At 33.4% G+C, this 15,772-nt stretch carries 15 protein-coding genes and 1 other annotated feature; of the genes, 9 read left to right on the forward strand and 6 right to left on the reverse strand.

Annotated elements, in window-relative coordinates:
- Positions 1-19: 19 nt before the first annotated feature.
- Genes metE through LQ598_RS09135 form a run of 4 tightly spaced genes read right to left on the reverse strand, consistent with a single transcriptional unit; the run spans position 20 to position 6,333 of the window.
- Positions 20-2,269, reverse strand: coding sequence for a 5-methyltetrahydropteroyltriglutamate--homocysteine S-methyltransferase (metE, locus tag LQ598_RS09120; protein WP_107558935.1), 2,250 nt, complete (start codon positions 2,267-2,269; stop codon positions 20-22).
- Positions 2,263-4,101, reverse strand: coding sequence for a bifunctional homocysteine S-methyltransferase/methylenetetrahydrofolate reductase (locus LQ598_RS09125; protein ID WP_107558934.1), 1,839 nt, complete (start codon positions 4,099-4,101; stop codon positions 2,263-2,265). Before LQ598_RS09125 ends, metE begins: the two co-directional genes overlap by 7 nt.
- A complete protein-coding gene (gene metC / locus LQ598_RS09130) occupies positions 4,058-5,230 on the reverse strand; it encodes a cystathionine beta-lyase MetC (RefSeq protein ID WP_016912346.1) in 1,173 nt (390 codons plus the stop codon). The genes LQ598_RS09125 and metC overlap by 44 nt, the downstream gene beginning before the upstream one ends.
- Positions 5,227-6,333 (reverse strand): PLP-dependent transferase, encoded by a 1,107-nt coding sequence (locus LQ598_RS09135; protein ID WP_016912345.1) that lies wholly within the window; start codon positions 6,331-6,333, stop codon positions 5,227-5,229. The genes metC and LQ598_RS09135 overlap by 4 nt, the downstream gene beginning before the upstream one ends.
- A gap of 70 nt (positions 6,334-6,403) precedes the next feature.
- Positions 6,404-6,716, reverse strand: a binding site (T-box leader).
- Positions 6,717-6,898: 182 nt separating this feature from the next.
- On the opposite strand from LQ598_RS09135, the gene LQ598_RS09140 reads away from it, so the two are divergent.
- The 9 genes from LQ598_RS09140 (at position 6,899) to LQ598_RS09180 (ending at position 13,275) form a co-directional block, all read left to right on the forward strand.
- The gene (locus LQ598_RS09140; protein ID WP_107558933.1) at positions 6,899-7,735 is read left to right on the forward strand and encodes a ParB/RepB/Spo0J family partition protein; all 837 of its coding nucleotides are present in this window, start codon (positions 6,899-6,901) and stop codon (positions 7,733-7,735) included.
- Positions 7,736-7,748: 13 nt separating this feature from the next.
- Complete coding sequence (locus tag LQ598_RS09145; protein ID WP_016912343.1) at positions 7,749-8,633, forward strand: mechanosensitive ion channel family protein; 885 nt, start codon at positions 7,749-7,751, stop codon at positions 8,631-8,633.
- A gap of 23 nt (positions 8,634-8,656) precedes the next feature.
- Positions 8,657-8,854, forward strand: a complete 198-nt coding sequence (locus LQ598_RS09150) for a DUF951 domain-containing protein (protein WP_103323404.1) — start codon at positions 8,657-8,659, stop codon at positions 8,852-8,854.
- Between the two features lie 3 nt (positions 8,855-8,857).
- On the forward strand, positions 8,858-9,958 hold the full coding sequence (ychF, locus tag LQ598_RS09155; protein ID WP_107558932.1) for a redox-regulated ATPase YchF: 1,101 nt from the start codon (positions 8,858-8,860) through the stop codon (positions 9,956-9,958).
- Between the two features lie 191 nt (positions 9,959-10,149).
- Positions 10,150-10,443, forward strand: a complete 294-nt coding sequence (rpsF, locus tag LQ598_RS09160; protein ID WP_016912340.1) for a 30S ribosomal protein S6 — start codon at positions 10,150-10,152, stop codon at positions 10,441-10,443.
- A gap of 29 nt (positions 10,444-10,472) precedes the next feature.
- Entirely contained in the window at positions 10,473-11,003 is a 531-nt protein-coding gene (gene ssb / locus LQ598_RS09165) for a single-stranded DNA-binding protein (protein ID WP_016912339.1), read from the forward strand.
- 57 nt (positions 11,004-11,060) lie between these two features.
- A complete protein-coding gene (gene rpsR / locus LQ598_RS09170; RefSeq protein ID WP_016912338.1) occupies positions 11,061-11,303 on the forward strand; it encodes a 30S ribosomal protein S18 in 243 nt (80 codons plus the stop codon).
- Between the two features lie 348 nt (positions 11,304-11,651).
- Positions 11,652-12,356: a class I SAM-dependent methyltransferase gene (locus tag LQ598_RS09175; protein ID WP_107558931.1), complete on the forward strand. Its 705-nt coding sequence runs from the start codon at positions 11,652-11,654 to the stop codon at positions 12,354-12,356.
- 28 nt (positions 12,357-12,384) lie between these two features.
- Positions 12,385-13,275 (forward strand): PhzF family phenazine biosynthesis isomerase, encoded by an 891-nt coding sequence (locus LQ598_RS09180; RefSeq protein WP_107592960.1) that lies wholly within the window; start codon positions 12,385-12,387, stop codon positions 13,273-13,275.
- Between the two features lie 563 nt (positions 13,276-13,838).
- Here LQ598_RS09180 and coaA read toward each other — a convergent pair.
- On the reverse strand, positions 13,839-14,741 hold the full coding sequence (coaA, locus tag LQ598_RS09185) for a type I pantothenate kinase (protein ID WP_016912332.1): 903 nt from the start codon (positions 14,739-14,741) through the stop codon (positions 13,839-13,841).
- 196 nt (positions 14,742-14,937) lie between these two features.
- Positions 14,938-15,759 (reverse strand): glycosyl transferase, encoded by an 822-nt coding sequence (locus LQ598_RS09190; RefSeq protein WP_107558930.1) that lies wholly within the window; start codon positions 15,757-15,759, stop codon positions 14,938-14,940.
- Positions 15,760-15,772: the final 13 nt, after the last annotated feature.

Genomic DNA, 15,772 nt, shown 5'->3' on the forward strand with positions numbered 1-15,772 from the left:
CATCACCTCATATGATTGATTAATTTGGTTGTTTAACTGTGCTGTCTTGACGTAATTTTTCTACTGATTTGACTAATACTGTTAATGCTTGTTTAACTTCTTCTTCTTGTCTAGTCTTTAATCCACAGTCAGGATTTACCCAGAATAGAGAACGGTCAATCTTTTGAAGTGCTCTATTGATGGCTACTGTAATTTCTTCTTCTGTAGGTATACGAGGGCTATGAATGTCATAAACGCCTAAACCGATACCTAGATCATACGTAATGTCTTCAAAGTCTTGAATTAAATCACCGTGGCTTCTAGATGTTTCGATTGAAATAACGTCAGCATCTAATGATTTGATCGCATGGATGATTTGTCCAAACTGAGAGTAACACATATGTGTATGAATTTGAGTTGAATCTTGGACTGAAGATGTTGATAATCTAAATGAATGAACAGCTTTATTTAAATAATCTTCATGGTACTCTGAGCTTAAAGGTAAGCCTTCGCGCAATGCAGGTTCGTCTACTTGAATGACTTTGATACCTGCTTCTTCAAGTGCGAGTACTTCTTCATTGATAGCTAAAGCGATTTGATCTTGAACTTCGCTACGTGGGATATCAACACGTTCAAATGACCAGTTTAAAATTGTAACTGGACCTGTAAGCATACCTTTAACAGGTTTGTCAGTTAAGCTTTGAGCGTATAATGTTTCTTTAACTGTTAATGGAGCTGTCCATTTAACATCACCGTAGATGATTGGTGGTTTAACGGCACGAGAACCGTATGATTGAACCCAACCGAACTTAGTTACTAAGAATCCGTTTAATTTTTCGCCAAAGAATTCAACCATGTCGTTACGCTCGAATTCACCATGTACTAATACGTCTAAACCAATTTCTTCTTGAATATCAATCCAACGTTTAATTTCGTTTTGTACAAATTCTTCGTATTTTTCGTCTGAAATTCTATTGTTTTTCCAATCAGCACGGTATTTTCTTACCTCTGTAGATTGAGGGAATGAACCAATCGTTGTTGTAGGTAAGTCTGGTAAATTTAATACTTCATCTTGTAATACTTTTCTTTCTTTAAATGGTGTTGAACGTTCTGATTTCACTGAATCATAATCGTATTCAAGTTGTTTGAATGATTGACTTTCAAAGCGTTCAAATTGAGCTTTTAATTCATTGTATAAAGTGTCATCATTTTCATTGAATAATTGTTTTAAAGCATATAATTCATCTAATTTTTCAGTAGCAAAACTCAAACCTTCGCGTACTGAATCTTCTAAAGTTTCTTCTTCTAATGTAACTGGTACGTGTAGTAGAGATGAAGATGGTTGAATCACTAATTCTTCTGTATAAGATTGTAATGATTCTATTAATGCTTTTTTCTCTTCTATGTTTGTTGCCCAAACATTTCTTCCATCAACGATACCAGCAAATAATGCTTTTTCTTTAGGGAATAAACCGTCTTTAATTTGTTTTAAGTTAAATCCATTGTCATGCACAAAATCTAAACCAAGACCGTATACTGGTAATTGGCCTACAAAGCTTAAATCAACGCGTTCAAAGTAAGTTTGTAATACCAAGTTTGTAGAAGGTACTTCTTTGTTGAAAAATTCGTATGCTTCTTTCGTAATGTCTTGAAGTTCTTTTGCTTCGTCAGTAACTAAAATAGGTTCATCTACTTGAATATATTCTGCACCAGCTTCAGTTAAACTTTCGAATACTTCTTTATATAATGGTAAAAGTGTTCTTACTTTTTCATCGAAACTTTGGTCTCCACCTTTAGATAAAGCAACATAAGTCACAGGACCTACAATAACGGGATGCGCGTTGACACCCGCTTCTTTAGAAAAGTTAAATTTCTCTAATAATACGTTGTTATTTACTTTAGGTGAAACGTTGTCCCATTCAGGTACGATATAGTGATAGTTTGTGTTAAACCATTTGATCAGTGCACTTGCAACATGCTCTTTGTTACCTCTAGCGATATCGAATAATAAATCATCGTCAACAGGGCGTCCTTGGAAACGTTCTGGAATAATATTGAATAATAATGATGTATCTAGAACATGGTCATATAGTGAGAAATCACCAGCAGGAATTTGATCGACATGGTGTTCTTTTTGAATTGTTAATATTTCTTTATGCAGACCTTGCAATGTTTGATCTAATTCAGCTTTATCTATTTTTTTAGCCCAGTAGCTTTCAATGGCTTTTTTCCATTCTCTTTTTTTACCTAGTCTTGGAAATCCTAAATTTGCTGTTTTAATTGTCATAATATTGCCTCCTTGGTTTGTGTTCCAGTTTTTAATTTTGAATAATTTGCTAATTCAACTGTTAAATCATATTTTAAAAATGGTGTAACTAAGTACAAGCCATTAAAATATTGGTGTACTGCATCAATTAATTGTTTGCTCAAGCTAATGCTGAGCTTTCGAGTTGCGTCTCGATCGTCTTTCACTTTTTCAAAAGCGTTGAGAACAGTTTCTGATAATTTAATACCAGGAACTTCGTTGTGTAAAAATAGTGCGTTGTTATAGCTCGTTATAGGCATTATGCCTATAAAAATGGGTGCATCTATATGTTTTGTTGCTTCATATATCTCTTTAACCCTTTCAGGTTCATAAATCGGTTGAGTAATGAAATACTCCATGCCAGATTCAACTTTCTTTTCTAATCTTTTAACTGCTGGTTCAAGGCGTCTTACATTTGGATTAAATGCACCAGCAACAGAGAAGTTCGTATTACTTCTTAATGTATCTCCGTCAGCGTTAATACCTTGATTAAATTGAGTAATAATCTCGGCTAATCCGCTAGAATTGACATCGAATACACTTGTTGCACCAGGGAAATTACCAACCTTTGATGGGTCACCTGTAATTGTTAAAATATCGTTAATGCCTAGAAGGGATAGCCCCATCAGATGTGATTGAAGACCGATTAAATTTCTATCTCGACATGCTAAATGTACGAGGGGTCTAATTTTATATTTTTCTTTTATAATGCTGGCTGCTGCAATGTTAGAAATTCTAACGCTTGCTAACGAGTTGTCAGCAAGTGTTACAGCTTCTACACCCGCATCTTCAAGCGCTTGTATACCTTCAAAAAACCTATTTGTATCTAAATGTTTCGGCGTATCTAGTTCAACTATGACGGTTGGTCTTTGTTGGACGAGTTCTTTAATACTTGGTTCGTTTTTATTTTGCTTTTTATACTGCTTTGTTTCTATCGGAATAACATTTTTATGTTTTATAGGTGTTAAGTCTTTAACGATATTCTTTATCTTTTTAATATGTTCTGGTGTTGTACCACAACATCCACCTATTAATCTGACACCTTGATTGACAAGTTCTTTAGCTGCATCAGAAAAGTATTCTGAGTTGTTATTGTATTTTAAGTCGTTTTCTTCTAAATCCAGCAAACTTGCGTTAGGGTAGCAAGAAAGATAGGCATTGTCAGGAATTTCAATATGTTTATATGTCTTGATCATATGGTAAGGGCCATGGTGGCAGTTTAAACCGACGATATCTGCACCTTCATTTAATAAAGCTTCTAATGCATCAGGTATAGGTGTACCATTTCTCAAATAATTTGTATTGCTTGCAGTAAGTTGAGCGATAATCGGAATATCATATTTAGCTTTTGCATCTTTTAAAACAGTTAGCAACTCTTCTAAATCATAATAAGTTTCAAATAAAATGCCATCTACACCTTCATTAACAAGTGTTTCGATTTGAATTTCTGTATGGTATTGAATGGCTTCTATAGATAAGTGGCTTTTCTTAATGTTGCGAAAGCCACCTACCGTACCTAGAATAAATGTGTCTTTATTGCTTGCTTTTTTAGCGATTTGAACAGCTTCTCGATGTATTTCTTTCACACGATGTTCTAAATTGAAATCTTGTAGTTTTTCAAAGTTAGCGCCATATGTGTTCGTTTGAATGACATCTGCGCCAGCTTCTATATATGAGCGATGTATTTGCTCAACTTTTTTAGGGTGAGTCAGATTATAACTTTCTGGGCAAGTGTCTAACCCTTCAGAATAAAGGATTGTTCCGATTGCGCCGTCAGCTACTAAAATGCGGTTCTTCAATGCTTTTTTTAGATTCATATGTAGCCTCCTTTAATGCCCAATCGATATCTGTAATCAATTCTTTGACATCTTCCAAGCCTGCTGACAGTCTAAATAATCCATTTGTTATACCACGTTCAGCTCTCACATCTTCTGGAATAGCTGCATGACTCATTGTAGCTGGGTGTGAAAGAATGGTTTCAACGCCACCTAAGCTTACAGAAACGAGCGGTATATTGAGATGATCGACAAATGCTTGTGCTTTTGATTCATCTTTAAGTCTGAATCCAAGCACGGCACCACCATTTTTAGCTTGTCTTAAATGCGTGTCGCTTGTAATTGGATAATAAACAGTTTCAATCGCTTCATTTTCAATTAAATATCTGTAAATTTGTTCCGCATTATAAACGGATTGTTTAAATCTAATAGGCAATGTTTTTAAATGTTTAGCGAGTGTCCATGAATCATAAACGCTTAAACCTGAACCTGTACCATTTTGGATTAAGTAAATGTCGTTTTTAAGTTGTGGGTCGTTTACGATAACAGCACCTGCAATTAAATCACTATGACCACCTAAGAATTTCGTTGCTGAATGAATGACAATATCTGCACCTAGTTTCAATGGAGATTGTCCAAGTGGTGTCATGAAAGTATTATCTACAGCTAAAAGTGCGTTGTTTTTACGAGCTATCTGGCTAACACCGTCTATATCAGTCACTTTAAATAGTGGGTTAGAAGGTGTTTCTACATAGATAAGTTTTGTATTGTCTTGGACAGCAGCTTTTACTTGTTGTAAGTCTGTTTGATCAACAGTTGTAAATTCGATTTTGAATTTCTTGAGTATTTGTTCTGTTAATCTGAACGTACCGCCATAAACATCATCTGGAAGGACGACGTGATCACCTGGTTCTAATGTTAAAAATACTGCTGTAATAGCGGCAATACCTGAACTGAATGCAAATCCGTATTGACCGCCTTCTAAGTCAGCTAATTTTTCTTCGAGTAGCTGTCTATTTGGATTACCGCTTCTTGCGTAATCATATTCAGCATTACCACCTAAAGTTTGTTGGTGATATGTTGATGAATAATATAATGGTTGATTGCTTGATAAATGTTCATTGCCTCTAGTGGAATCTAATATTAGTGATGTTTCTTTTGAATAGCTCATATTGACACTCCTTCTTTTCTTGAATTTTTTAGTGCTTGAAGTATGTCTTCGTAAATGTCTTCATAGTCTTCAATTCCAATTGATAAACGAAGTAAGTATTCATCGATGCCGCGTTTATCTTTTTCTTCATCAGCCATGTCTACATGTGTTTGTGTATATGGGAAAGTGATAAATGTTTCAGTACCACCTAGGCTTTCAGCAAATATACATAAATCAATATTTTGTAAAAAGCTATCAACACTATAAGCGTGGTTTAATCGAATGCTTAACATGCCTGTTTGACCGGAATATAATACTTCGTCGATGCTATCAACTGATTGAAGTGAAGCGGCTAACTTTTGAGCATTTTCAGTAGCACGATCAAGTCGTAAGTGAAGCGTTTTTAATCCTCTAAGCAATAAATAACTGTCGAACGGTGATAATGTTGCACCAATCATATTGTGGAATTGTCCAAGTAATTCACCTAAGTAATCGTCAGAAACTGTTACAATTCCTGCTAATACATCGTTATGACCACTTATGTATTTAGTAGCAGAGTGTAGTACGATATCGGCGCCATCTTTTAATGGTGTAGATAAGTATGGTGTTAAGAATGTATTATCTATAATCGTTAAAATATTTTTAGATTTTGCAATTGCATAAAGTGGATCTAAATCTACAGAGAACATTAACGGATTTGATATTGGTTCGATAAAGAATGCTTTCGTATGATCATTGATAGATGCGTTAACTTCTTCAATATTTGAAAAATCGATGTATTTAAATTTAATGTTGTATTGTTTTTCGTAAAACTCAAACAGTCTAAAAGTGCCACCATATAAATCAAATGAAACGAGTATTTCATCATTTGGTTTAAATAAGTTACATATTAATTGAATACTTGCCATACCACTAGAAGTTGCAAATGAGTATTTTCCACCTTCTAATTTGGCAAAAGCTTCTTCAAATTGAGAGCGCGTTGGATTTTTAGTCCTTGTATAATCAAAGCCAGTTGAACAACCTAATTTTTCATGTTGATAGGCTGTAGCAAGATAGATAGGGTTTGTAGTAGCCCCGGTATGATCTTTAGTTAATGAAATTTGAGCGAGTTGAGTAGATTTCATAATAGCCGTCCCCCTAATGTATTTAAAAAATAAAAAAAGCTTCCGTCCTTTAAACCCGAAATGATCGGATGTAAAGGACGAAAGCTTAGCTCGCGGTACCACCTTTGTTTGTAATGACATTACTGACACTACCTCTATAAGTACGTGGTCTCTTAAGTAAGAGTATATAATGGCAGTAAAATCGTAAACAAATTCCAGTACGCCATCAACACTAAAGAGACTTTAATACTGTATCGCTATAACGGGCGATCCCGTTGACACCTCAATATCGATGTCACCACTCCAAGGCCATTTTCAATCTTTCTTTCAATATTCCCTTTCAGCAAATGGGAACTCTCTGATAATTGCAGTGTAAGATTTACTTTCCTTTTTATCGTGATTTTAATTTATATTTCGTTGTTGATATATTACACAATACTATGGTGTTGTTTTTTTGTCAACAACTTTTCTGAATATTTTAACTTATCGGTCAATTATTCTTTTGTGCATATCATCAACAAAATTGTTATAATCTATTGTGGATGTTTTACGTGAAACAAATTAGATGATATGACGTGGTGATGAAATGAAAGAAAGAAATCATGAACTTGTTGAAAAGATTTCTTATAATCTGAGTCATGATAAAATAGTTGAAATTCCTTTATCCAAATTAAGAAGGAATCCATATCAACCGAGAGATTATTTTGATGAAGCAGCTTTGAAAGATTTAACGCAGTCCATTTCACAACATGGTGTATTACAACCAATAGTAGTAAGAGAAACGATTAAAGGTTATGACATCGTAGTTGGAGAAAGAAGATATAGAGCGAGTCAATTAGCTGGCAAAGATACAGTTCCAGCGATTGTTAAAGCATTAACGGATGAAGAAATGTTAGAACTCGCTATTATAGAGAACCTTCAACGTGAAAACCTTAAACCCTTAGAAGAAGCAAAGAGTTATGCCACGATGATGAAAGAACTTAATTTAAAACAGCAAAATGTCGCGGATAGATTAGGGAAATCAAGATCTTATATTGCGAATGTTTTAAGGTTGCTTAACTTACCTCCAAGTGTGAAAAGTTTAATTAACGAAGAAAAATTATCAAGTGCACACGGACGAACATTACTTGGTTTAGAAAAGAAACATCAATTAAATCAAGTAGCACAAAAAATTGTCAAAGAAGGCATGAGTGTTAGAGCATTAGAAGAATATATAAAGTTTTTGAATGCTAATGATCATGGGAAGACAAGAAAAGCAAGAAAGAGCAAGCCAAACTTTTTAGTTAAACATGAATATCAATTAAAAGAGAAATATGGAACTAACATTGATATTTCAAAGACAAAAAAAGCAGGTAAAATATCTATTGAATTTAATTCTGAAGATGAATATAAGAGAATTATGGAATTATTGCTAGAAGAATAAGAGGTGCAGAATTTTGGATAAAATTATGAATATCATTCATAAAATGATAGACCCATTTATGAATCCTGAGAATTGGCAGAAATGGATAGAACAAATTTTAATCGGAATATTTTATGTTGTATTAGCATTTATTATTATAAAGGTTCTCCATAAAGTTGTTGAAAAATTCTTTACTACTAAATACGGAACTAAGAGGATAGGGAAGTCTAACAAGCGTGCTAAAACGATGGTAAACTTACTACAAAATGTCATTTCATATGTAGTGTGGTTTATTGTGGTTACAACAATATTAAGCAATTTAGGTATAAGAGTTGAAAGTATTATTGCAGGTGCAGGTGTTGTAGGTTTAGCTATTGGTTTCGGAGCACAAACGTTAGTGAAAGATGTCATAACAGGATTCTTTATTATTTTTGAAAATCAATTTGATGTTGGAGACTATGTAAAAATTAATACAACGGGTACAACTGTTGCTGAAGGTACTGTACAATCAATAGGAATGAGATCTACGAGAATTTTATCATTTGCAGGAGATTTAACGATACTTCCAAATGGTACGATGAATGAGATTGTGAACTTTTCAATTCATAACGGTATGGCAATCGTGGAAATACCCGTATCCATTAAAGAAGATTTAAACGAAGTAGAAAGTAAATTAAATGAATTTTTACCTACACTTAAAGAGAAATACGAAATCTTCATCAAAGACCCAGAAATTTTAGGTGTAGAAACCGTTACAGCAGGAGAAGCAACAATAAAAATTGCAGGTGAAACAGAACCTAATGAACATACGTCGGGTGCAAGAATCTTAAGAAGAGAAATAAAATCATTCTTCGATAAAGAAGGTATACAAGCACCTATACCAACTATGGTTTCGTATAATCCTAACAATATTCAGTAATCATCTACTCGGGAGGCAGTCATATGATGAAATCGTATAATTTAAATGATATCGTTGAAATGAAAAAACAACACGCATGTGGGTTTAATAGATTTAAAATCATAAGACTCGGTGCAGATGTTAGAATTAAATGTGAAGAGTGTTCTCGTAGCATCATGCTACCTAGACAAGAATTTAATAAAAAAATAAAAAAAATAATTGAAAAAGGACAAGGTGAATAACATATGGCATTAACAGCTGGCATAGTCGGATTACCTAACGTAGGTAAATCAACACTATTTAACGCAATTACAAAAGCAGGAGCATTAGCAGCGAACTATCCATTCGCAACAATCGATCCAAACGTAGGTATCGTTGAAGTACCAGATCAACGTTTACAAGAACTTACGAAATTAGTTAAACCTAAGAAAACAGTACCAACAGCATTTGAATTTACAGATATAGCAGGTATTGTTAAAGGTGCATCTAAAGGTGAAGGATTAGGAAATAAATTCTTATCACATATTCGTGAAGTAGACGCAATCTGCCAAGTTGTGCGCGCATTTGTAGATGAAAATGTAACGCACGTATCAGGTAAAGTAGATCCAATAGATGATATCGAAGTCATCAATATGGAATTAGTGCTAGCAGACCTTGAGTCAGTTGAAAAGCGTTATGACAGAGTCATAAAAATGGCGAGACAGAAAGACAAAGACGCAGTTGCAGAAGAAAAAGTGTTAGCAAAAATTAAAGAGACATTAGAAAACAACGAGCCAGTAAGAAGCTTAGAATTCACACCTGAAGAACAAGTAATCGTGAAACATTTGAGCTTATTAACAGCAAAACCAATGCTATACGTAGCAAACGTAGCAGAAGACGAAGTAGCAAGCCCAGAAGACAACGAATACGTACAAAAAATTGAAGAGTATGCAAGTAACGAAGGATCAGAAGTTATTGTTATTTCAGCAAAAATCGAAGAAGAATTAGCAACATTAGACGAAGAAGATCGTGAAATGTTCTTAGAAGATTTAGGCGTAGAAGAAGCAGGATTAGACAAATTAATTCGCGCTTCATATGACTTGTTAGGATTAGCAACATACTTTACAGCAGGTGAACAAGAAGTAAGAGCTTGGACATTTATAGAAGGCATGACAGCACCACAATGTGCTGGAATCATTCATACAGACTTTGAAAGAGGCTTCATTAGAGCAGAAACCGTGAGCTATGATGATTTATTAAATAATAATGGTATGAACGGTGCAAAAGAAGCGGGTAAAGTAAGATTAGAAGGTAAAGAATATCTTATGAAAGACGGAGACGTCGTTCACTTTAGATTTAATGTGTAAAATTGAAGATATATTGAAAGATAGTCGGTTGTGATTAACACAAGCGGCTATTTTTATTAGTTCTATTGAGTGATAAAAAGATTGTAAAAAGTAATACTCTATGCTATAATTCTTGATTGTGAGTAATGAAAATTATTCCTTGCTTAATACTAAGTTGTTAGGCCGCATAGACCATAAGGAGGTGTAAATTGATGAGAACATATGAAGTAATGTACGTAGTACGTCCAAATATCGAAGACGAAGCTAGAAAAGCTGTCGTTGAACGTTTTAAAGGAATCTTAGCTTCAAACGGTTCAGAAGTCATCGAAGAAAAGGATTGGGGTAAACGTCGTTTAGCCTATGAAATCCAAGACTTCGCAGAAGGTTTCTACAATATCGTTCGAGTTAAGTCTGAAAATGACGAAGCAATTAACGAATTTGATCGTTTAGCTAAGATCACTGATGATATTATTCGTCACATCGTTATACGCGAAGAAGAAAAATAATTTAACTTTTAAGATATGGGGGAGATTAAATGATTAATCGTGTTGTATTAGTCGGTCGGTTAACTAAAGATCCGGAATACAGAGTAACACCCTCAGGCGTTCAAGTTGCTACTTTCACCTTAGCTATCAATCGTACTTTTACGAATTCGCAAGGTGAAAGAGAAGCTGACTTTATCAACTGTGTTGTATTTAGACGCCCCGCAGAGAATGTAAACAATTACTTATCTAAAGGTAGTCTTGCAGGTGTTGAAGGTCGTCTACAATCTCGTAGCTACGAGAACCAAGAAGGTCGTCGTGTTTATGTAACTGAAGTTGTTTGTGACAGTGTTCAATTCCTTGAACCTAAAGGCGCAAATCAACGTCAATCTGGTAATGATAACCAATCAAATAACCAAAATAATAACGAGTTCCAGAATTATGGACAAGACTTTGGCGGTAATCAGCAACAAGGACAAAAAGCACCTTCAAATCAACAGTCAAATAATAATCAACAATCAAGTAACCCATTTGCGAATGCTAATGGACCAATTGATATCAGTGATGATGATTTGCCGTTCTAATAGTTGATTGAAACGAATATAAATATAAAAATTTAAAAAGAAGGGAGGAACTCAATCATGGCAGGTGGACCAAGAAGAGGTGGTCGTCGTCGTAAAAAAGTTTGTTATTTCACTGCAAACGGTATTACACAAATCGACTACAAAGATACAGATTTACTTAAGAAATTTATCTCTGAAAGAGGTAAAATTTTACCACGTCGTGTAACGGGTACTTCAGCAAAATACCAACGTATGCTTACTATAGCTATCAAACGTTCACGTCACATGGCTTTATTACCATATGTTAAAGAAGAACAATAATTTTTAATGTATATAAACCCCTCTAGCAATCAGGCTAGAGGGGTTTTTTGTGATTGTTTTTATAAAAATTTCGCGATTTTTTCTCAGAGTGTGAATATTTCTAGAAAAATCGACATAAAAAAAGAGGCAACCGTCGCAACAGTTAACCTCAAGTACACTCCGCAGATGTGTACCGCTATTTGTAAATATTATAGTACATACTTTCGACTTAAGCAAGATTATCGATGAATATTTTTAGCTCTTTTAGTTTTGGTCTTGTATGTGTACTTTAACTCAATCATAAAAAGATAATATGATTCTTTTTGTAACTATGTTACCATTGGGAAAAGTTTTTGATAGGAGGATACGATGAGTAACTTAGCAAATAATACAAAATTAGATATTGATCGAATTATCTTTATAGGTCGAACTTTTGAAGAATACGTAAATATGTTTGACTTAGCGATAGCAAACCTTAAAAACAAAAAGGTTCTAGACTGTCCGGCTGGCGCGTGTTCGTTTAGTGCGACGGCTAGAGAAAATGGTATAGATGTTGAAGCCTGTGATATTGCTTATTATTTTAATAATGTTGAATTATATAATAAGGGTAAAGAAGATATTAAACACATGATTAATAAAATGGAAAAATCTAAATCAAATTATAATTGGACATTTTTTAATGATACTGATGATTTGAAAGATTATAGAATAGAAGCACTGGATACTTGTGTGAAAGATATGAAACTGTATCAAGAAAAGTATCATGCCGTTGAGTTACCTCAGTTACCTTTTAGTGATAATGAATTTGATATTTTATTATCTGCTCACTTTTTATTTTTATATTCAGAAGCGTTTGATTTTAATTTTCATATTCAAACACTTGAAGAAATGTTGCGTGTGACTAAGGAAGAAATTCGCATATTCCCACTCGTTAATATTGAGGGTGATCGCTACGAAGAATTAGATAAAATTATACATACCTTAAATGAACGTGGTTATACTACAGAAGAAGTTCAAGTGAACTATGAGTTTCAATCCAATGCAAACTCATTTTTAAAAATAAATATTAAATAAATTTATTGAAAGTTTAGGAGGTTGCTTCTTGAAATCAATAACGGTATATCATTATGATGCATTTAGTGTTGAACCTAATAAAGGAAATCCAGCAGGAGTAGTATTAAATAGTGAAGATTTAACTGATGATGAAATGAAAGAAATCGCAAAAAAGATTGGATTTAATGAAACGGCATTTCCTCTAGTATCTGATTGTGCAGATCTTCAGATTCGATATTTCACACCTGGTCATGAAGTGGAACTTTGTGGACATGCTACAATGGCTACTATGTATGCAATGAAAATAAATGGACACTTAGAAGATAAAAAAGATTTTAAAATCGAGACAAAAGCAGGTATTCTTCCTGTAAGTATCAATACATATGATGAAAAAATTTATATAACGATGAATCAGGCAATACCAAAATTCGAAAAATTTGAAGGTTCTAAGGTAGACTTAGCGCAGTCAATCGGGATTGATGAGCATGATTTAGAAATGAAATACCCAATTGTTTATGGAAGTACAGGAGCATGGACATTATTAGTTCCGGTCAAAGATTTAGAAACTTGTAAGAAAATGAAACCACAAAATAAGTTATTTCCTGAAATATTAAAAGAAAGACCACGTGCATCTGTACACCCATTCTGTTTTGAAACGTATGATAAACATTTAGATATGCATGCAAGACATTTTTCATCACCATACTCCGGGACAACAGAAGACGCAGTAACAGGAACAGCTTCAGGAGTGATGGGCGCATATTATGCTCAGTATATTAAGAATATGGCAGAAGAAACATTTGAACTTGTAATAGAACAAGGTCAAGAAATAGAAAAAAATGGCAAAGTAATCGTTCACGTTGAGAAGCAAGATAAGCAGTATGATATTAAGATAACTGGTAATGCAGTATATGTGAAAAAAATAGAAGTAGAAATATAATCTTTAGACTACTAGATCACTAAACACCCCTTTAGCAAATGAGCTAAGGGGGTGTTTTAGATTTTAATTAACGAAAATAGGCAGTGTAATGAATATGACTAAAATCAACATTAGTATACTGCTTATATAAATTGGATAGGCTGTCTTAAAGTTTATTTTTTTAAGTGTTTCACAAATGAGAAACTGTGTTAAAAAACTCATTGTAAATAAATATAGTATGGATAGTATAACTTCGGTTAATCTTAATCTTAAGCTTGAATAATCTATATTTAAAATAATGCTTGAAATGGCAATTAAAATAATTGTATATACAACATACCATATTAAAATGTTAACACGACTGAACATGAGTGCTACTTTTTTAAATTTAAATAGGTACTTTAACAGGAAAAGGTTAAAGACTATAGATAATACATATTGTAAAAACAGTAGTGACGATAAATTGTGAAATATATTTGTTTTTTGTTCTATGAGAATACTTAAGCCAGAAATTACAATGACTATTAATAGTATTAACAGGTGTAGATGTTTTTTCATTTATATTAGACTCCACGTTTTCTCCACTAAAATTTATTAAACTTCAACTGCTCGATTACATGTGCATGATTCTTATAGAGTACGAGGTCGGATCTATTTTTAGTTGGTAAGATGTTTTTAATCAAATTGACTTCGTTTATATTATCCCAAAGGTCTGTAGCTATTGTGATGGCTTCTTCTTGAGGGATGTCTCGATATTTATAGAAATGTGAGTCAGGCTTCTGGAAGGCTTCTTCTTGTAACAATAAGAAGCGATTGAGATACCATTTTTTCATGTTTTCTATTGTTGTATCTAAGTATATTTTATAATCGATATAGTCACTTACGAGCTCTTCTTCATGTGGACTAACTTGGAATATATTCACACCTTCTATGATGAGAATGTCTGGGCAATCAATGTTGTGATATTGATCTTTTAATCGATCATATGTGATATGCGAATATGTGTAAGTTTGTATGTTTCGTTCGTTGTTTTTAATTTGTTTTAAGTGACTGATTAAAGTTTTGGTGTCGTAACTTTCTGGGAATCCTTTTTTAGATAATAAATCTTTATCTATCAGTTCTTGTTTAGGCATAATGTACCCATCTGTTGTGATGAGATCAACTTTCCAGTCTGTATTGTATTCTTGAAGTAAGCTTAAGAGCAGTCTTGAAACTGTGCTTTTACCGACAGAAACGCCACCTGAAATACCAATAATAAATGGTGGAGTGTTTTCTTTGTTTTGTAATTTATTGTTAATATCAAATGAGTAATCTTTATGGAATTTAACTTTGTTTGTTAAAAAATTAATGAGTGGTAAATAGACTTCGTTAATTTCAGAGTTTGTTAAATTGTCATTTAAGCTGATGATTTCTTCAAGGTTTAAATGACTTGTGTCCATATCTAATTTAAAGTTTGTGTTACGCCATTCTTCTTTTGTGAATTTCATAATGAGTTCCTTTGCTTTAAGAATTTATCAATTTTTTACAGTACTCGTATAGGGTAACATAAATATTAATGAAAGTGCTTTATTAATTTTTGAATTTTCACATGAATATCTTAAATTTTGTCTTAATAGCATTTATTGAGGTGGTTTGGATAGAATAAAAACGCCCTTAGGATAGTATCCTAAGGGCGTATATTGTTTAGAAGTCAGCTATTGCGAGCTTATTTTCTAATACTTTATTAACAAAATCAACAGTGGCTTCACGAGATATGGGATCGTGTCCCTTTTCCTTATTATTGTAGAGGATAAATTTGATGTTGATACTATTTATGTTGTATTTATCAAGAAAATTGCAGAATGGTTCATAGTGTCTTGTCATATCTGTCAGACACAATCTGTTTTGGATATAGTAAATTTTTGGAACATAGTTTTCATGTCTAAAGAGACTTGTGATGGATAATCTAAGTGAATATTGCTTTTTGATATAGTCTCGTGAGCGTCCAGGAAATATTTTGTTATACAGTTTTTCGACATTTACTTTATCATATCGATCAACGTAGCATTGCGGATTGTTTACAACAGCTGTCGATTCTTTATGTAAAGTGGCAAGATACATAGACATATATCCGCCTGCAGATGAGCCGCAATAAACAACATCATGAGCTTCTATATTAAGGTGTTCTGCTATATGTTTGGTAATTTCGGAATAGTCTACTAGAAAATGACGTTGTTCTCTACCAACACCCCAACCAATCCTTAATTGCTTATAGTGGACTGTTCTATCGTCTATATATAGGCAATTGGCATTAAAGTCTTCATGCCATTTACTTCTCATAAAAACAGGTGGTTTACTTTTAGAAGGATCAATTGCACCATTTGAAAATACAACTAATTTATCATTGTTTTCTTTAAGATTTAGTTTGATGTAAAAGTCTAAGTCATCTTTTATGATTTTAACAACTTGATTGTTTAGTTGCCATAGCTTTTCGCTGGTAATATCTTCGTAATTTAATGTTTCCATAATATGAAACACT

It is taken from the genome of Mammaliicoccus sp. F-M27, assembly GCF_022387115.1.
Classification (GTDB): Bacteria; Bacillota; Bacilli; order Staphylococcales; family Staphylococcaceae; genus Mammaliicoccus; species Mammaliicoccus vitulinus.

What these genes read in the sequence shown, in the direction of transcription:
- LQ598_RS09125 (WP_107558934.1), bottom strand. Translation starts at nt 4,101, where the DNA reads ATGAATCTAAAAAAAGCATTGAAGAACCGCATTTTAGTAGCTGACGGC.
- metC (WP_016912346.1), bottom strand. Translation starts at nt 5,230, where the DNA reads ATGAGCTATTCAAAAGAAACATCACTAATATTAGATTCCACTAGAGGC.
- LQ598_RS09135 (WP_016912345.1), bottom strand. Translation starts at nt 6,333, where the DNA reads ATGAAATCTACTCAACTCGCTCAAATTTCATTAACTAAAGATCATACC.
- LQ598_RS09140 (WP_107558933.1), top strand. Translation starts at nt 6,899, where the DNA reads ATGAAAGAAAGAAATCATGAACTTGTTGAAAAGATTTCTTATAATCTG.
- LQ598_RS09150 (WP_103323404.1), top strand. Translation starts at nt 8,657, where the DNA reads ATGATGAAATCGTATAATTTAAATGATATCGTTGAAATGAAAAAACAA.
- ychF (WP_107558932.1), top strand. Translation starts at nt 8,858, where the DNA reads ATGGCATTAACAGCTGGCATAGTCGGATTACCTAACGTAGGTAAATCA.
- rpsF (WP_016912340.1), top strand. Translation starts at nt 10,150, where the DNA reads ATGAGAACATATGAAGTAATGTACGTAGTACGTCCAAATATCGAAGAC.
- ssb (WP_016912339.1), top strand. Translation starts at nt 10,473, where the DNA reads ATGATTAATCGTGTTGTATTAGTCGGTCGGTTAACTAAAGATCCGGAA.
- rpsR (WP_016912338.1), top strand. Translation starts at nt 11,061, where the DNA reads ATGGCAGGTGGACCAAGAAGAGGTGGTCGTCGTCGTAAAAAAGTTTGT.
- LQ598_RS09175 (WP_107558931.1), top strand. Translation starts at nt 11,652, where the DNA reads ATGAGTAACTTAGCAAATAATACAAAATTAGATATTGATCGAATTATC.
- coaA (WP_016912332.1), bottom strand. Translation starts at nt 14,741, where the DNA reads ATGAAATTCACAAAAGAAGAATGGCGTAACACAAACTTTAAATTAGAT.
- LQ598_RS09190 (WP_107558930.1), bottom strand. Translation starts at nt 15,759, where the DNA reads ATGGAAACATTAAATTACGAAGATATTACCAGCGAAAAGCTATGGCAA.